This window comes from Microbacterium sp. K24, from assembly GCF_004794465.1.
Classification (GTDB): Bacteria; Actinomycetota; Actinomycetes; order Actinomycetales; family Microbacteriaceae; genus Microbacterium.
Map to the genome: position 1 here is coordinate 1 of NZ_SSDJ01000140.1, position 22,976 is coordinate 22,976.

Here is a 22,976-nt window from a genome sequence, read left to right on the forward strand (position 1 = left end):
CGGCGTCTACCCGTTCGACCACCCGATCATCGCCGCCCTCCCTCCCCAGGGAGCCCACGCATGAACCCGCTCCCCAGCGAGGTCGGCGAGGGGCTGAAGGCCGCGTTCCGCGCACACCCCGCGGGCGTCGCGATCATCACGGCGGCCGGACCCGACGGCCCGGTCGGGCTCACGGCCTCGAGCGTCTCCTCGGTCGCGGTCGACCCCGCAGCGATCGCCTTCTCGGTGACGAGGGCCACCGGCAGCGCGGGTGCGATCCTCGCGGCCGACTCCTTCGTCGTGCACCTCATCGACGACGATCACTCCGCCCTCGCGGAGACCTTCGCCGTCAGCGGCAGCGAGCGCTTCACCCCGGCCCAGGGGTGGCGGACCCTGCCGACCGGTGAGCCGCATCTCGCCGCGGCCCGCGTCGCCCTGCGCTGCCGGCCCATCCAGACCGTGCCGGTCGGCTCGTCGACCGTGGTCATCGCCGAGGTGCTCGAGGTGCTTCCCGGAACCCCCGGTCGTCCCCTCGTCTACCTCGACCGCCGCTTCCACCCGCTTCCGTAGAAACCCCCTCTGAAAGGACGCCATGTCTGCTCTCTACACTCTCCCCGAGCTGCCCTACGACTACGCGGCGCTCGAGCCGCACATCTCCGGCAAGATCATGGAGCTGCACCACTCCAAGCACCACCAGGCCTACGTGACGGGCGCGAACACCGCGCTCGAGCAGCTCGCGACCGCCCGCAGCGCCGGGGACCTCGCGAACGTGAACAAGCTCGAGAAGGACCTCGCCTTCAACCTCGGCGGCCACATCAACCACTCGGTGTTCTGGCAGAACCTCTCGCCCGAGGGCGGCGGCGCTCCGGAGGGCGAGCTCGAGGCCGCGCTCGTCGACGCCTTCGGATCGATCGACGCGTTCCGCGCCCACTTCACCGCCACCGCGCTCGGTGTGCAGGGGTCGGGCTGGGCCGTGCTCGCCTGGGACAGCGTCGGTGCGCGACCGGTCATCTTCCAGCTCTTCGACCAGCAGGGCAACGCCCCGCTCGGCGTCACGCCGCTGCTGCAGCTCGACGTGTGGGAGCACGCCTACTACCTCGACTACCTCAACGTGCGCGCCGACTACGTCAAGGCGTTCTGGAACCTCGTGAACTGGCCCGACGTGCAGGCGCGTCTGGCTGCGGCACGCACCGCGACGGCGGGGCTCATCGTCGCGTCGTGACCTGAGCGGGCTCGAACTTCTGCGGCCAGTCCGAACTTCTGCGGCCTGAACGGCCCGGATCGGCCGCAGAAGTTGCCATCGGCCGCAGAAGTTCGGGCGCCCGATCAGCCCTTCGTGTACCAGACGGCCGTGTCGACGGGCAGCGTCGTGCCGTCGAGCGGCTGGCTCGACAGCACGACCTGCGCGCCGGCCGGCAGCTTGAGCGGGGCGGTGCCGAGGTTCGCCATGACGTGCACGTCGCCGCGGCGGAAGGCCACGGCATCCGCCCCCGCGTCTTCCCAGACGAGTGAGCCGCTGCCGAAGCCGTGCTCGCACCGGGTGGCCAGCAGCTGCTTGTAGAGCGACAGGGTCGAGGTGGGGTCGGCCTCTTCGACGTCGCGGGCGTAGCTCGCCCACGACGCGGGCTGGGGCAGCCACGAGGCACCCGTGTCGTTGAACCCGAAAGCCGGGCCCTCGGCGGTCCAGGGCAGCGGCACGCGGCATCCGTCCCGTCCGTAGCGCTCACCGTTCGTGCGGAACCAGGTCGGATCCTGGCGGAACGCGTCGGGGATCTCCATCGCCTCGGGAAGGCCGAGCTCCTCGCCCTGATACAGGTACGAAGACCCGGGGAGAGCGAGCATCAGCGTCGTCGCCGCGCGAGCGCGGGCGAGACCGATCGCGGCATCCGGCTTGTCGGGCGTGTTCGGGCCGATGCCCTCGCCCTGCGGGTTGTCGGCCGTCAGCGCGAGGCGGGTCGCGTGTCGCACGACGTCGTGGTTCGACAGCACCCAGGTGCTGGGGGCGCCGACCTCGCCGAAGGCGTCGAGCGACTCGCGGATGACGTCGCCGAGCGCCTTCGCGTCCCACGCCGTCTGCAGGTACGGGAAGTTGAACGTCTGGTGCATCTCGTCATGACGCACCCACAGCGCGGTCTTCTTGAGCGTGGGCAGCCAGGCCTCGCCGCACAGCGCGCGGTCGCCGTCGTACGCGGCGAGCACCTCGTGCCAGTCGCGGTAGATGTCGTGCACGGCGTCCTGCCCCCAGTACGGCACGTTCGCCTCGGCGCCGCCCATCGAGTCGGCGTCGGCCGGCGGCGTGTAGTCGGGCAGTCCGTCGGCCTTGATCATGCCGTGGGCGACGTCCACGCGGAAGCCGTCGACGCCACGGTCGAGCCAGAAGCGCAGGATCGAGCGGAACTCCTCGCGCACCTCTTCGTTGCTCCAGTCGAAGTCGGGCTGCGTGGGGTCGAAGATGTGCAGGTACCACTGGCCGGGGGTGCCGTCGGCTTCGGTGATGCGCTCCCACATGCCGCCGCCGAACACGGACTCCCAGTTGTTCGGGGGCAGCTCGCCGTTCTTCCCCTTGCCGTCGCGGAAGATGTACCGCGCGCGCTCGGGGCTGCCCGGTGCCGCCTTGAGGGCGGCCTGGAACCAGGCGTGCTGAGCGGAGGAGTGGTTCGGAACCAGGTCGACGACCACCCGGATGCCGCGGGCATGGGCCTCGGCGAGCATCTCGTCGAAGTCGGCGAGGGTGCCGAACAGCGGATCGACGTCGCGGTAGTCGGCAACGTCGTAGCCGGCGTCGCGCTGAGGGCTGGTCATGAAGGGGCTCAGCCAGATCGCGTCGACGCCGAGGTCTTTCAGAGAGTCCAACCGCGCGGTGATGCCCGGGAGATCGCCGATGCCGTCGCCCGAGGCGTCGGCGAAGGAACGGGGGTAGATCTGATAGATGACGGCGCTGCGCCACCACTCGGAACCGGGGGCTGCGATCTGCTCGAGCTGTGCCATGGGACCAGGCTACAGGCCCGCCAGCGCAGGAATCGAATCGGTTCGATCGGCGGACGGACCCTGCCCGGGCGACCGCGGGGAGTAGCCTGACGGCATCCGATTCGAGGAGGCAATGATGGTTCCCGAGATCAACTACTGGGCGGTTCTGCTGGCCACGGCGTCGAGCATGCTCGTCGGCGCGATCTGGTACACCCCGAAGGTGTTCGGCACACGGTGGGCGAAGCTCGCGAACGTCGACATGGACCGACCGGCGGCGACGGCGGCCTGGCCCATCATCACCACCGTCATCGTGAGCTTCATCACCGCCTGGGTGCTCGCGGGGGCCTCGTCGATCGCCTGGCACTTCTACGGCGGACCGTTCTTCTGGGGCACGATCGTCACGGGCGTGACGCTGTGGGCCGGATTCACCGCGGCGCGGTTCATCACGCACGACGCCTTCGAGGGCCGCTCGACGAGGCTGACGACGCTCAACATCGCGCACGAACTGGTGACCGTACTCGTCATGGCCGTGCTGATCGGCGTCTGGCCGCCCGCGCTCGGTTAGGAGCGCGGGCGGACCGAGGGCCCGATCAGGGAGTCGGCATGCCGCCGTTCACGTTGAGGGTCTCGCCGATGACGTAGCTCGACTCGGCCGACGCCAGGAAGACGTAGGCGGGGGCGAGCTCGGCGGGCTGTCCCATGCGTCCGAGCGGAGTGTCCTCGCCGAACTCCGGGAGCTTCTCCTGCGGCTGACCGTCGCTGGGCTGCAGCGGGGTCCAGATCGGCCCGGGGGCGACGGCGTTCACGCGGATGCCCTTCGGGGCGAGCTGGTCGGCCAGGCCCTTCGTGAAGGCGTTGATGGTCGCCTTCGTGGAGGCGTAGTCGACGAGTATGCCCGACGGCGCATATGCCTGGATCGACGTGGTGTTGATGATCGTCGACCCGGCGGGCAGGTGCGGCAGAGCGGCCTTCGTGATCCAGAACATCGCGTAGACGTTGGTCTTGAAGGTGTCGTCGAACTGCTCGTCGGTGATGTCGGTCAGCGACTCCTGGTAGATCTGCTTGCCGCCGTTGTTGACGAGGATGTCGAGGCCGCCCAGTGCAGCGACGGCATCCGCGACGAGGGACCGGCAGTATTCGGGGTCGCGGAGGTCGCCGGGGAGGGTGGCGACGTTCGCTCCGGCCTCGCGGAGGATGCCGGCGATCCGGGCCGCGTCCTCCTCCTCTTCCGGCAGGTAGGACAGGGCGACGTCGGCGCCCTCGCGGGCGAAGGCGATCGCCGTGGCGGCGCCGATGCCGGAGTCGCCGCCGGTGATGAGGGCCTTGCGCCCCTTGAGGCGGTCGCTGCCGCGGTAGCTCTCCTCGCCGAGGTCGGCCTTCGGGGCGAGGTCGGCGTCGAGCCCGGGCTCGGGCATGTGCTGCTTCTCGGGCTCGATGTCCGAGTAGAGCTCGGCGGGGTTGACGAAGGTGTACTGGTCACGGGACATGAGCTGTCCTCTCCTTGTTCCTTGTGGGCGGTTCCTTGTGGGCGGTCGGGGGGTCGGTGCGGCGCTCATCGCGCGCCGAGCAGGTCTTCGGGGACGATGTCGCGGATCGTCATCGCGGCGGACAGGAAGGCGAGATGGCTCAGAGCCTGAGGGGTGTTGCCCCAGGCGGATCCGTCATCGGCGTCGATCATCTCGGCGTAGATGCCGACGTCGTTGGCGAGACCGACGAGATCATCCATCAGCGCGAGTGCCTCCTCGTGCCGGCCCACGCACGCCAGAGCCTCCACCCGCCAGAACGCGCAGGCGACGAAGGTCTTCTCCTCGGCGCCCGCACCCGTGTACCGGTACATGAGCGACCCGGTGCCGACGTCGTCGGTGAGGGCGTCGATCGTCGACGACATGCGCTCGCCCCGGTCGAAGCCGCTCGGGGCGTGCAGGAGCACCGAGGCGTCGAGCTCGTCGGTGCCGGCGAAGAACACGTAGGCACGGCGTTCCGCGGACCAGCAGTTCTCGTCGATCCAGCGACGGATGCGGTCGCGCTCCGCGCTCCAGCGTTCGGCGCTGCCCGGGATGATCCCGGCATCCGCGAGTGCGACCGCGTCGTCGAGCGCCTTCCAGCAGCCCATCTTCGAGGACGTGTAGTGGCGCAGCTCGGCGAGCTCCCACATGCCGGAGTCCGGATTGCGCCACAGATCGCAGGTGCGATCCGCCATGTCGGCCAGCAGACGGGCCGTGCCTGCGTCGAGGATGTTGCCCGCGTCGACGTAGGTGCGGCAGATCGCGAGGAGGTCGCCGTACACTCCCAGCTGCAACTGGCCGCTGGCGGGATTCCCGGTCACCACCGGTCCGATTCCGCGCCAGCCCGGCACGTCGTACTCCGTCGGCTCGGGAACGAGATCGCCGTCGAGCGTGTACATGACGTGCAGCTCCGGGCCCTGGTCGCGGATCGTGCGCAGCAGCCAGGAAAGCGCGGCGTGGGTCTCCTCGCGCAGTCCGAATCGCACCAGCGCGTGCGTGCTGTACGCGAGATCGCGCACCCATGCGTGGCGGTAGTCCCAGTTCTTGCCGCCCTCCGCGCGCTCCGGGAGCGACGTGGTCGCGGCCGCGGCGATGGCTCCCGTCGGGCTGTGGATCAGCAGCTTCAGGGCGAGGGCGCTGCGCTGCACGTGCTTCTCCCACGGTCCCTCGTAGGAGAAGACCGACGACCAGTGCTGCCAGTTCTGCACGGTCCGGTCGACGCCGTCGTCGACGTTGCGGGGATCGGGGAAGTGCAGCGGCTCATCATGGGTCGACGCCAGCGCCAGCAGGTGCCGGGAGCCCGGAGAGGTCGTGAAGGCTCCGTCGAGCAGCGGCCCGGTCGCGCCGTCGGGGTCAGGTCGCTTCGGGCCGTGGTCGAAGCCGACCACGACGAACGCCGTCGCACCGCTGCGGATCACGGTGCCGTGCGGGGTGCTCTCCATCCACGGCGCAGCGGTCTGCAGCGACGACCCCGGGTGCACGCGCCACCGCATCGGCACCTCGCCGTCGATGCCGTCGACCCGCCGGGCGAGCTCTGCCCACGGCAGCCGACCGGCGATGCCGGAGACGAGGGCATCGGTGACGCGCACGCTTCCGGCATCCGTGCGGAAGGTCGTCTCGAGGACGTTCGTGCCCGGGATGTATCGGCGTTCGCTCTGGAACTCCGCCGTCGGCTGGAGCTCCAGGCATCCGCCGGTGTCCTCGTCGAGCAGCCGCGCGAAGACGGGCAGATCCGTCAGCTCCGGCAGCGGAAGCCAGTCGATGCTCCCGTCGAGCCCGATCAGTGCGACCGTGCGCCCGTCGCCGATCGGCGCGTACGAGGCGAGCGGGCGATCGGAGCGAACGGGGGGCATGCCCTCATCGTGCGCCGAGCGGTCACCGTCGGGCAAAAGCCTTGACGGTTCCGCTCGCGGTGTTATACGCGCACGCCCGAAGGAGAAGGAAACCCTAGACCTTCGCCACTACTCCGATGACTTTCCCGCATGAAAGGCTCCAGGGGCGGCCCCTGGCCGTCACCCCGCGACTCGACACTTCCGATCGAAGGCTTTCCATGACCGGTTCTCCGCGCCGATCGGCGCCTTGGGCGATCATCGCCGCGCTCGTCGCCGCGGCCGTGTTCGCCGGGACGGCGCCCGCCGCCTCGGATGTCGGCTCGCCAGGGGAGGAACCCGTGCCCGAGACCGTCGATGCCGCACAGTCCGTCGCGCTGGCGTACGAGTTCCTGGATGCCCGCGTCGACGAGTTCTGCGACGACGCGGACCGCTGCCTTCCGCGCAGCTATCAGGGCGGATTCTTCACGACGCCGAGCTGGGACTTCACGCCCTCGTTCGTCTACGACGACGCGCTGGTGGTCATCGCCTACACCGCCCGCGGGCTGCCGGACGACCTCCGCCGCGCGCAGACGATCGGCGACACCCTGCTGTTCGTGCAGGACGAGGACCCGATCGGCGACGGCCGCGTCCGCACGTCGTACGAGCCGCACGGCATCCGACAGGGACGCGTGGAGATCACCGGCCCCGGCACCTTCACCGGCAACCAGGCGTGGGTGGGGATGGCGCTCACGCGCCTGTTCCACGCGACCGGTGAGCAGAAGTACCTCGACGGCGCGCTGCGCATCGGCGAGTGGGTGCAGGCGAACACGGCCGACATGGCGCGCGCCCCCTTCGGCTACACGGGCGGCCAGACCGACGACGGAACCTCGCTCGTGTGGAAGTCCACCGAGCACAACAGCGATCTGGCCGGGTTCTTCACGCAGCTGGCCGAGCTCACCGGCGACCCGGTCTGGGCGGAGCGGGCCTCCGTCGCCGCGGGCTTCGTCGCGGCGATGCAGAGCGCCGACGGCCACGTCGACACCGGCACCCTCCTCGACGGCTCGACGGTCAACACCCATCCGATCCCGCTGGATGCCCAGACGTGGAGCGCGCTCGCCACCGGTGACGCCCGTTACGGCGCTGCACTGGACTGGACGCTCGCTCACCTCATCGCGACCGACGGACCGTACACGGGGCCGTCGATCAGCGACGTCGACGTGTCGAAGGCGTGGTTCGAGGGCGGCGGCCACCTGGCGCTCGCGCTCGAGCTGCGCGACGCCCCCGGCGACGCCGAGCATGCGGAAGAGCTGCTGAGCAGCATCCGGCAGGCACAGCTCGACGCCCCGAACGGCGACGGCAAGGGCATCGTCGCGACGTCGAACGACGGCCTGGACTCCGGGTTCGGCGACCTGTACTACGCGAGTCTGCACTCGGGCACGACCGCCTGGTACCTGCTGGCGGCGGCCGGGGACAACCCGTTCCGCCTGCCGGTCGACTGAGTCGTAGACCGGGCGGGGGTCAGGCTGCGACGCGCGCGACGGCGGCGACCGCGCTCGTGAAGAAGGAGAGCCCGTCGATGCCGCTGCGCATCGCGACGGCGGTGTCGGGGCCGAACCCGGGCTCGACCGAGTGCTCGGGGTGCGGCATGAGTCCCACGACGTTGCCTGCCTCGTTCGTGAGACCGGCGATGTCGCGCAGCGAGCCGTTCGGGTTCACCCCGGCGTAGCGGAACGCGACCAGGCCTTCGCCCTCGAGGCGGTCGAGCGTCGACTCGTCGGCGATGTAGCCGCCGTCGCCGTTCTTCAGCGGGATGACGATCTCCTGGCCCGTGCGGAAGGCGTTCGTCCAGGCGGTGTCGGAGTTCTCGACGACGAGCTTCTGGTCGCGACGCACGAAGTGCTGGTGGTCGTTGCGGATCAGGCCGCCGGGCAGCAGGTGCGCCTCGACGAGCATCTGGAATCCGTTGCAGATGCCGAGGATCGGCATGCCCTTGGCTGCGGCATCCTTCACCTCCGCCATGATCGGCGACAGCGCGGCGATGGCTCCCGCGCGCAGGTAGTCGCCGTAGCTGAAGCCGCCGGGGAGCACGAGGGCGTCGACGCCCTCGAGGTCGTGCGAGCCGTGCCACAGGGCGACAGGCTCGGCGCCGGCGATGCGCACGGCGCGCTGCGCGTCGCGGTCGTCGAGCGAGCCGGGGAAGGTGACGACGCCGATGCGCACGGTCATTCGACGACCTCGACGCCCACGACGTCTTCGATCACGGAGTTGGAGAGCACCTCGTCGGCGACGCGCTTGGCCTCGGCGAGCAGCTCGTCGGTGACCTCGCCCTCGACGGTGAGCTCGAAGCGCTTGCCGATGCGGACATCGCTGAAGCCCTCGACGCCGAGGCGGGCGAATGCTCCCGAGACGGCCTTCCCCTGCGGGTCGAGCAGTTCAGACTTGGGCATGACGTCGACGACGATGGTGGGCATGAATGGCTCCGGAAGTCGCGGGCGGACGGGCATCCTCAGTCTACTCTTCGCCGAGACCCCGGCTTGTCGTCGAGACCCCGGCCTACGGGCGGTGCGAGGTGGGGGTTTCGACGCTAACCCGGGGTCTCGGCGCGCAGCGGGGGAGGGAGCGCGACTCAGGCGTGGAAGACGGTGTGCAGGTCGCCGATGGCCGCGCGTCCGCCGAGGCCGTCGATCTCGAACAGCACCGAGATGCCGGCGACGTGGCTGCCGAGGCGTTCGACGAGCTCGCGCCCGGCGGCGAGCGTGCCGCCGGTGGCGAGGACGTCGTCGATGAGCAGCACGCGGGAGCCGGCGGGCAGATCGTCGTGCATCTCGATGGTCGCGGTGCCGTACTCGAGGGCGTAGTCGACGGATGCCGCGGGGCGCGGTAGCTTGCCGGCCTTGCGGATCGGGATCAGGCCGACGCCGGCCGCGATGGCGGCTGCTCCGGCCAGGATGAACCCGCGCGCCTCGATGCCGGCGACCACGTCGAACTGCCCGGCGAAGGGCTCGATGATGGCCTCGGTCGTGACGCGGAGGGCTTCGGCGTCGGCGAGCAGCGGGGTGATGTCGCGGAAGACGATGCCGGGTTCGGGGTAGTCCGGGATGCTGCGGATCAGCGAGGCGGCGCGGACGAGGGCGGGGGAGAGCGGGGCTTCGGGCACCGGGCAAGGCTACTCGCTCTGCCGCGCTTGACATTCGTGGGAGCGCTCCCATAGAGTGACGTCTCAGTTCGTGGGAGCGCTCCCACGGCTTCCCGACGCACTACATGCACCACATCGCACGACCCGCACACAAAGGAGTGAACCGTGAACACACGTGCCCGCAACCGGATCCTGGCGACTGCCGCCGTGGCATCCGTCTCCGCCCTCGCCCTGGCCGGATGCTCCGGCAGCACCGGCGCCGCAGAAGGCGGCGGCGACGAGGACGTCACGCTGACCGTCACCACCTTCGGCACCTTCGGCTACGAGGACCTCTACAAGGAATACGAGAAGGCCCACCCGAACGTCACGATCGAGGCGACCAACATCGACACCGGCGGCAACGCCCGCACCGACGCCTTCACGAAGATCGCCGCCGGCTCCGGCCTCAGCGACATCGTCGCCATCGAGGAGGGCTGGCTCGGCGCTGTCATGGACGTCTCCGACACCTTCGTCGACCTGCGCGACTTCGGCATCGAAGACCGCAAGGACGACTGGGTCGACTGGAAGTACGGACAGGCGACGGATGCCGAGGGCCGCGTCATCGGCTACGGCACCGACATCGGTCCCAGCGGCATCTGCTACAACGGCGCCGCGTTCGAGGCTGCCGGCCTGCCGAGCGACCGCGAGTCCGTCGCCGAGCTGCTGGACGGCGACTGGGAGAACTACTTCGCCGTCGGCGCCGAGTACACCGAGAAGACCGGCAAGGCCTGGTACGACCACTCCGGCTTCGTCTGGAACGCCATGGTCAACCAGCTCGACGAGGGGTACTACACCGCCGACGGCGAGGTGAACGTCGAGGGCAACGCCGAGCTCAAGGAGCGCTTCGAGCTGCTCGGGGCCGCGACCGAGGGCGGCCAGTCCGCCGCGCAGACCGCGTGGGACTGGAACGGCGGCAAGTCGTTCGTCGACGGCACCTTCGCGACCTTCGTCTGCCCGGGCTGGATGCTCGGTGTCGTGCAGGGGCAGGTCGAGGCCGGCGGCGGCGATGCCGCGACCGGCTGGGACTTCGCCGATGTGTTCCCGGGAGGGGCGGCCAACTGGGGTGGCGCGTTCCTGTCGATCCCGGAGAGCTCGCAGCACCAGGAGGCGGCCGCCGAGCTCGCCGACTGGCTGACGCAGCCCGAGCAGCAGGTGAAGCAGTCCGCCGCGGCGGGCAACTTCCCCTCCACGGTGAAGGCGCAGGAGACGCTCGCCTCGGAGGCGACGCCGAACGCGTTCTTCAACGACGCTCCCACCGGTGCGATCCTCGCCGAGCGTGCCAAGGGCGTGGTGGCGCAGTTCAAGGGCGCCGACGACTCGGTCATCCAGGAGAACGTCTTCGGACCGGCGCTCAGCAGCCTCGACCGCGGTGAGACCGACACCCAGGGCGCCTGGGATCAGGCCATGACACTGCTCAAGGACCTGGTCGACTGAGCCGTCTTCCTCTTCCGGTCGCAGTTCCTGTCGTTGCCAAGCCCTTCGAGCGACAGGAACTGCGACCGGGACCGCGATCGCACGCCTAGACAAGGAAGACTCATGACTCTCACCGAAGAGCGCGCGGCCACGGCATCCGCTCCGCCGCCGAAGACGGATGCCGCATCGAAACGGCCATGGCGCCACCGGCTCTCCCGGTTCGACCAGAATGCCTCGCCGTACCTCTACATCTCGCCGTTCTTCCTGCTCTTCGGGCTGGTCGGCCTGTTCCCGCTGCTGTACACCGTCTGGGTCGCGGTGCACGAATGGGACCTGCTGAAGGGCGAGGGGGAATTCGTCGGCGTCGGCAACTTCGTCGAGATCCTCGGCGACGCGATGTTCTGGAACTCGATCGGCAACACGCTGAGCATCTTCCTGCTGTCGGCGATCCCGCAGCTGGCGGTCGCGCTGGTGATCGCGTATCTCCTCGACCGGGGCCTTCGCGCCCCCACCTTCTGGCGCATGAGCGTGCTCATCCCGTTCGTGGTCACCCCGGTGGCGGTCGCGATCATCTTCTCGAGCATCTTCAACGAGGCCGACGGTCTCGCCAACAACCTGCTCAACCTCATCGGCATCGCCGACCAGGAATGGAAGCACAACACGGCCCTGTCGCACATCGCGATCGCCGTCATGGTGAACTTCCGCTGGACCGGCTACAACGCCCTCATCCTGCTCGCGGCGATGCAGGCCGTGCCGCGGGATCTGTACGAGTCCGCCGCCCTCGACGGGGCCGGCGCCGCTCGACGCTTCTTCTCGATCACGATCCCCACGATCCGCCCGACGCTGATCTTCGTCATCATCACCGCGACGATCGGCGGGCTGCAGGTGTTCGCCGAACCGCGGCTGTTCGACGTGTCGACCGCCGGCGGCATCGGCGGCAGCGACCGCCAGTTCCAGACCACGGTGCTGTTCCTCTGGGAGCTCGCCTTCTTCCGGCGGAACCTCGGTGAGGCATCCGCCGTCGCCATCCTGCTCTTCCTGCTCATCGTGGGCATCGGCGTGATCAACTTCCTGATCTCCCGGCGCATCGCCACCGGCAGCGATCCGACCACCCGCGCCGCTCGCCGTCGCGCCCGCTCGACCCGACGGAACTCGACCAAGGAGGACGCGCGATGACCGCCACCCAGGCTCTCAGCGTGCCGGAGAGGATCCGTCGCCGTCGCCCCGCGACGGGCGGCAACGCGGGAATCGGCAGCCGCCCCGGCTTCCTCACGTACGGCCTGCTCGCCGCGTTCATCATCGGCAGCGTCTACCCGCTGTGGTGGTCGGTCGTCGTCGCGAGCGGCACCAACGCCACCCGCGGCGAGACGCTGCCGCTGGTGCCCGGAGGGAACTTCCTCACGAACGCGGCCAAGGTGTTCGACGCCATCCCGTTCTGGCTGGCGCTGGGCAACTCGTTCCTCATCTCGGGCATCATCACGATCTCGGTGGTGACCTTCTCCACGCTCGCGGGCTACGCCTTCGCGAAGCTGCGCTTCAAGGGCCGGGAAGGTCTGATGATCTTCGTGATCGCGACCATGGCCATCCCCACACAGCTGGGGATCATCCCGCTGTTCATGCTCATGCGCGAGCTCGGCTGGACCGGGTCGATCGGCGCGGTCATCGTGCCGACGCTGGTGACGGCGTTCGGGGTGTTCTTCATGCGCCAGTACCTCGTCGACGTCATCCCCGACGAGCTGATCGAAGCCGCGCGGATGGACGGCGCGAACCAGTTCCGCACGTTCCTGACCGTCGGCATCCCGGCCGCGCGTCCGGCGATGGCGATCCTCGGACTCTTCACCTTCATGACCGCGTGGACCGACTACCTGTGGCCGCTCATCGTGCTGTCGCCCTCCAACCCCACGCTGCAGACGGCCCTCAGCCAGCTGCAGTCCGGGTACTACATCGACTACTCCATCGTGCTCACCGGTGCCGTGCTCGCGACGCTGCCGCTGCTCGTGCTCTTCGTGGTCGCCGGGCGCCAGCTGGTCAGTGGCATCATGGCCGGCGCGGTGAAAGGATGACGTCTGTGACCCGTGCCTTCCCTCAGAACTTCCTCTTCGGTGCCGCGACTGCGGCGTATCAGATCGAGGGGGCCGCATTCGAGGACGGGCGCACCGCGTCGATCTGGGACGCGTTCTCGCGGGTTCCCGGTGCCGTGATCGGCGGCGACAACGGCGACGTCGCGTGCGACCACTACCACCGGTACGCCGACGACGTCGCGCTCATGAAGGATCTCGGGCTGCAGACGTACCGCTTCTCGACCTCGTGGTCGCGCGTGCGGCCCGACGGCGGCGCGGTCAATGCGCAGGGCGTCGACTTCTACGAGCGCCTGGTCGACGAGCTGCTCGGCGCCGGCATCCTGCCCTGGCTGACGCTCTACCACTGGGATATGCCGCAGGCGCTGCAGGATGCCGGGGGCTGGGCGAACCGCGACACCGTCGACCGGTTCCTCGAGTACGCCGGCACCATGCACGACGCGCTCGGCGACCGGGTGAACGTGTGGACCACTCTGAACGAGCCGTGGTGCTCGTCGTTCCTCTCCTACACCGGAGGCGAGCACGCACCGGGGCACACGAGCGTGGCCGAGGGGCTGCTGGCCTCGCACCACCTGCTGCTCGCGCACGGCGCGACCGTGCGCGAACTGCGCAGCCGCGACGCGTCGCTCAACCTCGGGATCACGCTCAACCACACGGTCGCCGATCCCGCCGACCCGCGGAACCCGGCGGATGTCGATGCCGCGCGCCGCGTCGACGGACAGTTCAACCGCTGGTTCCTCGATCCGATCTACCGCGGCGCGTACCCGGCCGACATCGTCGAGGACATCCGGGCGGTGGACGCGGATGCCGTGGCACGGTTCGAGTCCGCGATCCACGAGGGCGACCTCGAGACGATCGCGCAGCACATCGACACGCAGGGCGTGAACTACTACCACGGCGACCTCGTCGCGGGCGAGGCGCCGGCGGATCCGCCGGTCTCCGGAGGGCCGGCGACCGAGCGCACCACCCGCAGCCCGTACCCCTCGAGCGACGGCATCCACTCCGTCGAACGCGGGCTCCCGCGCACCGCGCAGAACTGGGAGGTGCAGCCCGAGGGGCTGACCCGCCTGCTGCAGCGGGTCTGGACCGAGTACGCGGAGCCGGCCGGGACCGTGCTCTCGATGACCGAGAACGGGGCCGCGTACGACGACGTCGCCGTGGTCGAGGGCGGCGAGACGCGTGTGCACGACGCCGAGCGCACGGAGTTCCTGCGCCTGCACCTCGGAGCCGTGCTGGATGCCGTGGATGCCGGGGTCGACGTGCGCGGCTACTTCTACTGGTCGCTGTTCGACAACTTCGAATGGGCCTGGGGCTACGACAAGCGCTTCGGCATCGTGCGCGTCGACTACGACACCCAGGAGCGGAGCCTCAAGGACTCGGGCCGGGAGTACGCCCGCATCATCGCGGCTCGCAGTCTCTGACCCGGCCGTTCGAATCGCGCGAATGGTCGCCTCCGGGCCGGAAAAGCGACCAGTCGAGCGATTCGAACGGGGCTCGGGGCCGATCAGACAGAATAGGGCGATGGAAGAGTGCGCACGATGATGTCGCCCCGAGCGACCATCGAAGAGGTGGCGTCCGCCGCCGGGGTGTCCCGGTCGACGGTCTCGCGTGTCGTGAACGGGTCGACGGCGGTGAGCCCCGAGGCCCTGGCCGCCGTGCGGGCCGCCATCGACGAGCTGAACTACGTGCCCAACCGCGCCGCGCGCTCACTCGCCTCGCGGCAGACGCATGCGATCGCGCTCATCGTGCCCGAAGACACGAACCGGTTCTTCGGCGACCCGTTCTTCGCCGCGATCGTCGCGGGCATCACCGGCAAGCTCGGCGCCTCTGACTACCTCCTCAACCTGCTCATCGCCAGCGACGACCCGGGCGACAAGATGACGAGCTTCGTGCGCAACGGCGGCGTCGACGGCGCGCTGATCGTCTCGCACCACACCAGTGACGCGTTCATCGACCGCATCGCGGATGCCGTGCCGGTCGTCTACGGCGGGCGTCCGGTGCGCCGGCGCGAGGCGGACTACGTCGTCGACGTCGACAACGTCGCGGGAGCGAAGACCGCCACCCGCCGTCTGGTCGACATCGGTCGCACGCGCATCGCGACCATCTCCGGCACGCCGACCATGGTGTCGTCGATCGACCGCATGCAGGGGTTCCGGAGCGTTCTCGCGGATGCCGGGCTGCAGCCCTTCGCGGAGGAGGCCGGCGACTACAGCGAGGGCAGCGGGGCCGAGGCGATGCGCCGCATCCTCTCCGTCGGCACGCCGGATGCCGTGTTCGTCGCGAGCGACCTCATGGCCAGGGGAGCCCTCACGGCGTTGCGATCGGCGGGGCTGCGCGTGCCGGAGGATGTGGCCCTCGTCGGATTCGACGACTCCTCGGTCGCGGTGTCGACCGATCCGCAGCTCACGACGATGCGGCAGCCGATGTACCGGCAGGGCGAGGCCATGGCTGGCGTGCTCCTGGCGAGGCTGGCTGGAGAGGACCCGGCGCACACTACGATCCTGCCGACCGAGCTGGTGGTGCGGGCCTCGGCGTAGCGGGCGGCACCGAGGAGGTGAACACGGCTGTGGCCCTGGCGCCCCCTCCGGGCCAGGGACACAGCCGTGGGTCTGTGGGGCTCAGCCGGAGCCGAGCGTGCGCAGGATGCCGCCGCCGAACAGCGAGAACGCCGTCACGCCGGCCGACAGCAGCAGCACTCCCGCCGTGCCCGCGACGGCGAGGATCGAGATGCCGCGGCCGCCGAGTCGCTGCCCGCGGAGCCCGACCGAGACGCCCGCCCGCGCGGCGATCTCACCGGCATCGTCGTCGCGGTAGAGCTGGGTGCGTGCGGCGAAGCGGCGGTGGAACTCCTCGGCGAGAGTGATCGTCGCAGCCATGGTCTCCGCCCTATCGAACCGGGTGCTGCCCGGCAGATAGACGAAGAGCCGGTCGGAGACGAGCTCGATCTCGGCACCGGAGCCGAGGTCGAGCACCCGGGCCATCAGGTCGGGCGTGAAGATGTACAGCGCATCCTGCTGGTAGCCCTCGGGTACGATGAGCCGGAAGGCCGAGGCGAACTCGCCCTCCAGGTCCATCCGCGCCGCTCCCCGCCCGAGTCCCAGCGTCGGGATGATGCTGCGCCGCTTGTTCGCGAGCACGATGTGCGGCACGGATGCCGGCAGCGGGAGCTCGATGAACGCGAACGGACGCTGGACCGTCGCGCGCTCCTGCCCGCGCGACACCGAGTGATGGATGCCGAGTTCGAACGGCATCCGCTCGTCGTCGGATGCCACGACCGCACGCTCCTGTCCGCGCAGCACCCGGGCGAAGGCGGTGCCCGGCCGCCGGGTGTGCTCGAGGGTGTCGGCGTACGCCCACCCGTTCTGCCAGGCGAACGCGGCGATCTTCACGCGTCTGCTCAGTCCGATCGAGTACCAGAGGAAGCCGACCGCTGCGAGCACGGTGTAGCCGACGACGAACACCCCGAGGATGGGCGCCACGGCGAGGATGTCGGTGCGGCCGAGGAACCACAGCCCCGCCAGCATCGCCGCGGCGAACAGCAGCACGGCGAGGAGGATCGCCATGAAGCGGCGGTGCGGCGGTATGCGGCAGAGGCGCTCGTAGGCGAGGATGTCGCGGAATCCGGCGCTGCGTCGCAGCGGTTCCAGGTCGACGGTCAGCGGCTCCATGACAGCGTCGCCCACGGGCCGTTGCGCTTCTCGGTCGCGGCGGCCTTGAAGTCCGACCAGCCGTCGCCGAACTTCTCGAACGACTTCTCGTCGACGTTGCCGTCGCTCCAGTGCATGACCCGACCGGCGATGTAGCTCAGCCCGAAGTCCGCCCACGAGGCGAAGTCGGGACGGGCATCGGCGTTGATCCGATGGATGATCGTGCGGGCCTCGGCGACGTCGCCGTGACCGAGCGCGACGCCCCAGGTGGTCATCGCGACGGCCTGCCCGATGGCGTAGCCGTCGAGCGTCTTCACGAAGAGGCCCGGGGCGACGATGTCTTTGCCGACGCGCTTGCGCACCTCGGACTCGATGTACTCGATCGCCGTGACGAACGAGCGCGCATCGCGCTTGTCACCGCCCTCCTCGGCGATGGCCGCGAGCCATTCCTTGGCCTTGGGTGTGCGTCCGAGACGCTCGGCGAGGCCGGCGCGGACGGCGAGGTAGAGCGTCCACATCTGGCGTCGCCGACGGTCGGTGGTGAGGCGCTCGATGTTGTCGAGCCAGTCCTGGCGCGAGTGCACGCCCCACTGGTCGACGAGCACGGACTTCTCACGGGCGCCCAGACCGGAGGCGGTCGGGTCGTTCCAGGGGCCCGACGGGAGGTTCGTGATCTGCAGGAACCCCAGCGCGATCTCGTTCGCCTCGGCATCCGTGGTGGAGAACTGCTCCGACGGCTTCACCTTGGCGTCGGGCAGCAGCCAGACGACGACGAAGAACAGCACGACGACGCCCACGATCACCCACACCCACCACTGCTCGATGAGCCAGCCGACGATCGAGCCGAGGTCGTTGAAGTCGACGCGCGCGAGAGAGTGCATTGCTGCTCCTGGGAGAGGGGAATCCGCCGCCGTCCATAGATTGAACGAACATTCAGTGAGTAATCTATACGGTACGGGGAGGATTTCGGAAGGCCGGATCGCAACGCAGGAGGTGGATGCCGCATGGCACGCTCCGACGAACGGAATCGCCTCGCGCGGGAGCGCGCACGGGAGGCGCTGCTGCACGCGGCGATCGAGGTGTTCAGCGAACGCGGGGTCGCCGGCTCCAGCATCGCCGCGATCACGCAGCGCGCCGGCGCCGCCCAGGGGCTCGTGAACTACCACTTCGGCGGCAAGGACCAGCTGGTCGCGGCTGTCATCGACCGATGGTTCGAGACCGTGCTCGGTTTCGCCCGTGTCGATGGCACACCGGATGAGGCGCTCGCCGCCGTGATCGACGGTGCGCTCACCGCCACCGCCTACGCCCTCCCACTGCAGAGGGCCGTCCTCGCGATGCAGCAGCAGCCCGCCACGCATCGCCTGTTCGCGGAGTCCGAGGCCCGGCACGAAGCGGCGGCCTCGGCGGCGGAGGATGCCGTGCGCGACCTGTTCCGCGCGCGTGGCGCCGACGACCCCGAGCTCGAGGAGATCATGCTGCGGAGCACGCTCGAGGGTGTCTTCGTGAAGTTCGCGGTCTTCGGCGAGACCTTTCCGCTGGAGGACGCGCGGAGGTGGATGCACCGGCGGTATGGTCTGCCGGAGCCGACGACGCCGATCGCACCACCCGCGCGTCTGCAGAACGGCGAGCGGCGTCCGCGGGCGACGGGCATCCACCACGGGGGAGCGTGACCGCATGGCATCGATCGACCTGAACTCCGACCTCGGCGAGAACGTCCCGGAACGGATCGTGAGCGACGACGAGAGCATGCTGCGTCTCGTCACGAGCGCGAACGTGTCGTGCGGCTTCCATGCCGGGAGCCCGGAGGGTATCCGCGACACGCTCGCCGCGGCCGTGCAGAGCGGCGTCGTGATCGGCGCGCACCCCGGCTACCGCGATTACGAGAACTTCGGACGTATCGAGGTCGAGATCGACTCCGCCACCCTGCAGGCGCACGTCGAATACCAGCTCGGCGCCCTCATGGGGCTCGCTGCGGCGGTCGGCGGACGGGTGGCGTACGTCAAGCCGCACGGTGCGCTGTACAACACGATCGCGCGGGACGAGCGCTCGTCGAAAGACGTCGTGGCGGCGATCCGCGCGATCGATCCGAGCCTCGTGCTGCTGGGTCTGTCCGGAGGTGTGGTGCTCCGCGTCGCCGAGCGCGCCGGTCTCGCCATCGCCGCCGAGGCCTTCGCGGACCGCGCGTATCAGCCCGACGGACAGCTCGTCGCGCGCACCGAACCGGGTGCCGTGCTGCACGAACCGGCGGCGGTCGCGGAGCGCATGGTGCGCCTCGCCTCCGACGGCGTGATCCGGGCGATCGACGGCACCGACGTGCCGGTCGACGCGCAGTCGATCTGCGTGCACGGCGACAGCGCCGGTGCGGTGGCGATGGCGGCCGAGACCAGGCGGATGCTCGAGGGCGCGGGCATCACGATCGCGCCGTTCACGGGCGCGCGATGACGGGGCGCGCTGACTGATGCGCATCCTCACCGCATCCGATCGCGCTCTTCTCGTCGAGGCGGCCGACCTCGACGAGGCGATGCGTCTGAACCTGGCGTGGGAGGGGCTGCCCGGCATCGTCGAGCGCATCCCCGGCGCCCGCACGGTGCTCGTGCGCTTCGACCCGCTGCGCATCGCCGCCGCCGATCTCGCCGCGATGCTCGCCGCGACGGAGGTCGGCACCGCGCCTCTGCCGGGCATCGGTGAGGTCGCCGTGCCGGTGCGATACGACGGTGAGGATCTCGACGAAGCGGCATCCCTGCTCGGCGTCTCGGCCCAGGAACTGGTGAACCGGCACCTCGCCGCCGACTGGCGCGTCGCGTTCTCGGGTTTCGCCCCCGGATTCGGGTACGTCGTGAGCAGCGATCCGCTCTTCGACGTGCCTCGTCGCTCGTCGCCGCGCACGCGCGTGCCCGCGGGATCGGTCGCGCTGGCGGGACCGTTCACCGGGGTGTATCCCCGCGAGAGCCCGGGCGGCTGGCAGCTCATCGGTCGCACGGATGCCGTGATGTGGGACATCGACCGCGATCCGCCGGCGCTGCTCTCACCAGGGACGACGGTGAGGTTCGCTCAGGTGCGCGCGCAGGCGCGGGCGTCGGAGCACGGAGAGGATCGTGAGCGGCCGCGGCCGATCCCCGGCCGCCACGCCGCCGAGGAGACGGATGCTCCGGAGTCGCCCGCGCGGGCCGTCGAGGTCGTCCGCGCGTCGCTGCAGCTGCTGGTGCAGGATGCCGGGCGCCCCGGCTACGCGGCGCTCGGGGTCTCGGCATCCGGTGCGGCGGACCGTCGGGCGATGCACGATGCCAACCGCGCGGTGGGCAACGCGACCACGGCCGCGGTGCTCGAGAGCGTCGGAGGTGCCGTGCTGCGATTCCGCGGCGCCGGGGTGGCCGCAGTCGCGGGGGCTGTCGGCGGGCTCACCCTCACCGAGGCGGGCGGTGGCGGTCGCGCCGTCGCGCACGGCGCGCCCTTCGCCACGGTCGACGGAGATGAGCTGACCCTCGAGCATCCGGACCGGGGTCTGCGCTACGTCATCGCCGTGCGCGGCGGGCTCGACGCCGAACCGGCGCTGGGCAGCCGGTCGGGCGACACGCTCGCCGGACTCGGGCCGGTGGCGCTCGTGGCAGGCGCGGTCGTTCCCGTCGGCGATGCCGCGCGACTCGCAGTCGAGCCGGAAGCCGCATCCCGCGACCTTCCTGCCCCCGGCGAACTCGTCGCGCTCGAGATCACCCTCGGCCCGCGCGACGAGTGGTTCACGGCGGCGGCCCTCGACACGCTCCTCGGCCAGGAGTGGACGGTGACGCCGCGCTCCGATCGGGTCGGCATCCGTCTCGAGGGCGAGACGGCGTTGGAGCGCTCGGTCGCCGGGGAGCTGCCGAGCGAGGGCGCCGTCACCGGGGCGATCCAGGTGCCGCCCGACGGCCAGCCGGTGCTGTTCCTCCCCGACCATCCCCTCACGGGCGGATACCCGATCATCGGCGCGCTCACCGACCGCAGCCTCGATCTCGCAGGTCAGCTGCCGCCGGGAGCGCGTCTTCGATTCACCGTCGCCGGTCGCGCGGTGTGACTACGCGGGGTCGCCGCCCAGCGGGCCGACCGCCTCGAGCGGCTTCGGGTCATCGGCGCCGGTCTTGCGCGCACGGGCGATCGCGTTGCCCACGTGGTAGATCAGGAGCGCCGCGACGGTGCCGAGCACGATCCCGCCGAATGCGAAATCGCCGAGCTGCATCGAGAACCCGGCGATGCCGATCACGAGCGACACCGCTGCCGTGTACTGGTTCACCGGCCGCGAGAAGTCGACGCGGCTGTCGACCCAGATCTTGATGCCGATGATGCCGATCAGGCCGTAGAGCGCGGTCGTCGCGCCGCCCAGCACGCCGGCGGGGATCGAGTTGAAGACCTCGCCGACCTTCGGTGAGAAGGCGAGAAGGATTGCGAAGAGTCCGGCCACCCAGTAGACCGCGGTCGAGTAGACCCGGGTCGCGGCCATCACGCCGATGTTCTCGCCGTACGTGGTCGTGCCCGATCCGCCGAAACCGCCGGCGATCGTGGTCGCGACACCGTCGGCGATGAGGGCGCGGCCGGTGTGCTTGTTGATCTCCGGGTCTTCGGTCATCGAGGCGACGCCGCGGACGTGTCCGACGTTCTCGGCGACGAGCACGAGCACGACCGGAAGGAACATGGCGATGGTCGACCAGGTGCCCGGTGCGATGAAGTCGGGGAGCTGGAACTGCGGCAGGCCGATCCACGGGGCGTCCGAGATCAGCTCCGCGGGCGTCTTGCCGCCGCGCAGCTCGTTCGGCACGCTGAACGAACCCGTGAAGGCGGCGTAGACGAAGCCGACAGCGACGCCGAGGAAGATCGAGATGCGGCCGAGGAAGCCGCGGAACAGCACCGCGAACACGATGATCGCGACCAGGGTGATCGTCGCGGTGACGGGATCGATCTGGAAGTTGTTCCAGGCGGTCGGCGCGAGGTTGAAGCCGATCAGCGCGACGATCGCCCCGGCGACGATCGGGGGCATCAGGGCGTCGACCCAGCGGAGGCCGGCGAACTGCACCACGAGACCGACGACGGCCAGCAGGATGCCGACCGCGACCACACCCGCGAGCGCCGAGCCCGTTCCACCCGCGGCGACGGCCGCGGTGATCGGTGCGATGAACGCGAACGAGGATCCGAGGTAGCTCGGCAGCTGATTCTTCGTGATCAGCAGGAAGATCAGGGTGCCGAGACCGCTGAACAGCAGGGTGGTCGACACGGGGAAGCCGGTCAGGGTCGGCACCAGGAACGTCGCGCCGAACATGGCGACGACGTGCTGCGCGCCGATCGCGATCGTCGCCGGCCAGCTCAGGCGCTCTCCGGGCGTGACGACGGCGCCGGCCTCGACCGTGCGACCGTTTCCGTGCAGCTTCCACAGGGCCATGCGGGCTCCTCAGGTTCGGGGGATGGTCGCTCGGGGGAACGCGACCGTGCTGGAGCCACCCTACCGATTCCTGAGTGTTGGCTGGATGCCTCTCCGCGGGGTCACGCCCCGAGGCGCTCGATCAGCTCGCGGTAGCGGTCGGCCGTGCGCTCGACGATGTCGTCGGGAAGCAGCGGCGGCTCGCCCTGCTTATCCCAGTTCGCGGCCAGCCAATCCCGCACGATCTGCTTGTCGAAGCTCGCCATCCGCTCGCTCGGGGTGGTGCCGGTCTTCCACGCCTCGGCATCCCAGTATCGCGAGGAGTCGCTCGTGAGCACCTCGTCGGCAAGGCGCAGGGTGCCATCGGCATCCGTCCCGAATTCGAACTTGGTGTCGGCGAGGATCAGGCCCTTCTCCTCGGCGATGGCGGCGGCGCGGCGGTAGATCGCGAGTGAGGTGTCGCGCAGCTCGGCGGCGCGCTCGGCGCCCACGAGCTCGACGGTCTTCTCGAAGGTGATGTTCTCGTCGTGCTCGCCCATCGGCGCCTTGTAGGCGGGGGTGAACAGCGGCTCCGGCAGGCGGTCGCCGTTCTGCAGGCCGGCCGGCAGCGGGATGCCGCACACGGTGCCGCTCTCCTGATACTCCGCCCATCCGGAGCCGGTGATGTAGCCGCGCACGACGCATTCGATCGGCAGCATCTCGAGAGATTGCGCCAGCATGGCGCGATCGGCGACGGATTCCGGGATCTCGCCGTCGGCGAGGTGATTGGGCACATCGGAGAGCTGTGCGAACCACCAGCGGCTGAGCCGGGTGAGGAGCGCGCCCTTCTCGGGGATGCCGGGGGAGAGCACGAAGTCGAAGGCGCTGACGCGGTCGGAGGCGACCACGAGGATGCGCGTGTCTTCCGGATCCTCGGACGCGTGGAGGTCGCGGACCTTGCCCGAGTAGATGTGCCGCCAGCCGGGAACCGTCCGGGCCGTGCCTTCTGAAGAGGTGCTCACCCGCCCATCATTCCAGA

General features: G+C 70.0%; 22 protein-coding genes. 12 read left to right on the top strand and 10 right to left on the bottom strand.

The features are described from left to right. Positions 1 to 60: 60 nt before the first annotated feature. Together DW306_RS16695 and DW306_RS16700 are read left to right on the top strand one after the other, a co-directional pair. The gene (locus tag DW306_RS16695; protein ID WP_136056717.1) at positions 61 to 549 is read left to right on the top strand and encodes a flavin reductase family protein; all 489 of its coding nucleotides are present in this window, start codon (positions 61 to 63) and stop codon (positions 547 to 549) included. Between the two features lie 22 nt (positions 550 to 571). Next, the gene (locus DW306_RS16700) at positions 572 to 1,201 is read left to right on the top strand and encodes a superoxide dismutase (RefSeq protein WP_136056718.1); all 630 of its coding nucleotides are present in this window, start codon (positions 572 to 574) and stop codon (positions 1,199 to 1,201) included. Positions 1,202 to 1,305: 104 nt separating this feature from the next. Here DW306_RS16700 and DW306_RS16705 read toward each other — a convergent pair whose 3' ends face one another. After that, the gene (locus DW306_RS16705; protein ID WP_136056719.1) at positions 1,306 to 2,967 is read right to left on the bottom strand and encodes a glycoside hydrolase family 13 protein; all 1,662 of its coding nucleotides are present in this window, start codon (positions 2,965 to 2,967) and stop codon (positions 1,306 to 1,308) included. Between the two features lie 115 nt (positions 2,968 to 3,082). Between DW306_RS16705 and DW306_RS16710 the strand changes: the two genes are divergently transcribed. Then, positions 3,083 to 3,511, top strand: a complete 429-nt coding sequence (locus DW306_RS16710; RefSeq protein WP_136056720.1) for a DUF1761 domain-containing protein — start codon at positions 3,083 to 3,085, stop codon at positions 3,509 to 3,511. A gap of 25 nt (positions 3,512 to 3,536) precedes the next feature. Here the strand turns inward: DW306_RS16710 and DW306_RS16715 are convergent, their stop codons facing one another. After that, complete coding sequence (locus tag DW306_RS16715; protein ID WP_136056721.1) at positions 3,537 to 4,433, bottom strand: SDR family oxidoreductase; 897 nt, start codon at positions 4,431 to 4,433, stop codon at positions 3,537 to 3,539. A 65-nt stretch (positions 4,434 to 4,498) separates the two neighbouring features. Continuing rightward, positions 4,499 to 6,304, bottom strand: coding sequence for a glycoside hydrolase family 15 protein (locus DW306_RS16720; RefSeq protein WP_136056722.1), 1,806 nt, complete (start codon positions 6,302 to 6,304; stop codon positions 4,499 to 4,501). A gap of 197 nt (positions 6,305 to 6,501) precedes the next feature. On the opposite strand from DW306_RS16720, the gene DW306_RS16725 reads away from it, so the two are divergent. Then, on the top strand, positions 6,502 to 7,761 hold the full coding sequence (locus DW306_RS16725) for a hypothetical protein (protein WP_136056723.1): 1,260 nt from the start codon (positions 6,502 to 6,504) through the stop codon (positions 7,759 to 7,761). A 19-nt stretch (positions 7,762 to 7,780) separates the two neighbouring features. Here DW306_RS16725 and purQ read toward each other — a convergent pair whose 3' ends face one another. From purQ to DW306_RS16740, 3 genes are all read right to left on the bottom strand, one after another. Further along, positions 7,781 to 8,488, bottom strand: a complete 708-nt coding sequence (gene purQ / locus DW306_RS16730; RefSeq protein ID WP_136056724.1) for a phosphoribosylformylglycinamidine synthase subunit PurQ — start codon at positions 8,486 to 8,488, stop codon at positions 7,781 to 7,783. Next, positions 8,485 to 8,733, bottom strand: coding sequence for a phosphoribosylformylglycinamidine synthase subunit PurS (gene purS, locus DW306_RS16735; RefSeq protein WP_136056725.1), 249 nt, complete (start codon positions 8,731 to 8,733; stop codon positions 8,485 to 8,487). The genes purQ and purS overlap by 4 nt, the downstream gene beginning before the upstream one ends. Before the next feature lie 155 nt (positions 8,734 to 8,888). Next, positions 8,889 to 9,419, bottom strand: a complete 531-nt coding sequence (locus tag DW306_RS16740) for an adenine phosphoribosyltransferase (protein WP_136056726.1) — start codon at positions 9,417 to 9,419, stop codon at positions 8,889 to 8,891. A gap of 144 nt (positions 9,420 to 9,563) precedes the next feature. On the opposite strand from DW306_RS16740, the gene DW306_RS16745 reads away from it, so the two are divergent. From DW306_RS16745 to DW306_RS16765, 5 genes are all read left to right on the top strand, one after another. Next, entirely contained in the window at positions 9,564 to 10,871 is a 1,308-nt protein-coding gene (locus DW306_RS16745) for an ABC transporter substrate-binding protein (RefSeq protein WP_136056727.1), read from the top strand. A gap of 102 nt (positions 10,872 to 10,973) precedes the next feature. Beyond that, positions 10,974 to 12,026, top strand: coding sequence for a sugar ABC transporter permease (locus DW306_RS16750; RefSeq protein ID WP_136056728.1), 1,053 nt, complete (start codon positions 10,974 to 10,976; stop codon positions 12,024 to 12,026). Next, positions 12,023 to 12,913 carry a carbohydrate ABC transporter permease gene (locus DW306_RS16755; RefSeq protein ID WP_136056729.1) on the top strand — a complete coding sequence of 297 codons (891 nt, stop codon included), beginning with the start codon at positions 12,023 to 12,025 and terminating at the stop codon, positions 12,911 to 12,913. The genes DW306_RS16750 and DW306_RS16755 overlap by 4 nt, the downstream gene beginning before the upstream one ends. Continuing rightward, positions 12,910 to 14,349: a GH1 family beta-glucosidase gene (locus tag DW306_RS16760; protein WP_136056730.1), complete on the top strand. Its 1,440-nt coding sequence runs from the start codon at positions 12,910 to 12,912 to the stop codon at positions 14,347 to 14,349. Before DW306_RS16755 ends, DW306_RS16760 begins: the two co-directional genes overlap by 4 nt. A gap of 120 nt (positions 14,350 to 14,469) precedes the next feature. Continuing rightward, the gene (locus DW306_RS16765; RefSeq protein ID WP_136056754.1) at positions 14,470 to 15,465 is read left to right on the top strand and encodes a LacI family DNA-binding transcriptional regulator; all 996 of its coding nucleotides are present in this window, start codon (positions 14,470 to 14,472) and stop codon (positions 15,463 to 15,465) included. An 81-nt stretch (positions 15,466 to 15,546) separates the two neighbouring features. On the opposite strand, the gene DW306_RS16770 is transcribed toward DW306_RS16765, so the two are convergent. Both DW306_RS16770 and DW306_RS16775 read right to left on the bottom strand, forming a co-directional pair. Then, positions 15,547 to 16,611, bottom strand: a complete 1,065-nt coding sequence (locus tag DW306_RS16770) for a hypothetical protein (protein WP_136056731.1) — start codon at positions 16,609 to 16,611, stop codon at positions 15,547 to 15,549. Beyond that, positions 16,584 to 17,456, bottom strand: a complete 873-nt coding sequence (locus DW306_RS16775) for a DUF1266 domain-containing protein (RefSeq protein ID WP_136056732.1) — start codon at positions 17,454 to 17,456, stop codon at positions 16,584 to 16,586. The genes DW306_RS16770 and DW306_RS16775 overlap by 28 nt, the downstream gene beginning before the upstream one ends. A gap of 123 nt (positions 17,457 to 17,579) precedes the next feature. On the opposite strand from DW306_RS16775, the gene DW306_RS16780 reads away from it, so the two are divergent. Genes DW306_RS16780 through DW306_RS16790 form a run of 3 tightly spaced genes read left to right on the top strand, consistent with a single transcriptional unit; the run spans position 17,580 to position 20,623 of the window. Then, positions 17,580 to 18,245, top strand: coding sequence for a TetR family transcriptional regulator (locus DW306_RS16780; RefSeq protein WP_136056733.1), 666 nt, complete (start codon positions 17,580 to 17,582; stop codon positions 18,243 to 18,245). 4 nt (positions 18,246 to 18,249) lie between these two features. Continuing rightward, on the top strand, positions 18,250 to 19,017 hold the full coding sequence (locus tag DW306_RS16785; RefSeq protein WP_136056734.1) for a 5-oxoprolinase subunit PxpA: 768 nt from the start codon (positions 18,250 to 18,252) through the stop codon (positions 19,015 to 19,017). 16 nt (positions 19,018 to 19,033) lie between these two features. Then, positions 19,034 to 20,623: an urea amidolyase family protein gene (locus DW306_RS16790; protein WP_136056735.1), complete on the top strand. Its 1,590-nt coding sequence runs from the start codon at positions 19,034 to 19,036 to the stop codon at positions 20,621 to 20,623. On the opposite strand, the gene DW306_RS16795 is transcribed toward DW306_RS16790, so the two are convergent. Both DW306_RS16795 and DW306_RS16800 read right to left on the bottom strand, forming a co-directional pair. After that, a complete protein-coding gene (locus tag DW306_RS16795; RefSeq protein ID WP_136056736.1) occupies positions 20,624 to 21,979 on the bottom strand; it encodes a solute carrier family 23 protein in 1,356 nt (451 codons plus the stop codon). Positions 21,980 to 22,080: 101 nt separating this feature from the next. Continuing rightward, positions 22,081 to 22,959, bottom strand: coding sequence for a phosphoribosylaminoimidazolesuccinocarboxamide synthase (locus DW306_RS16800; protein ID WP_136056737.1), 879 nt, complete (start codon positions 22,957 to 22,959; stop codon positions 22,081 to 22,083). Positions 22,960 to 22,976 lie beyond the last annotated feature (17 nt).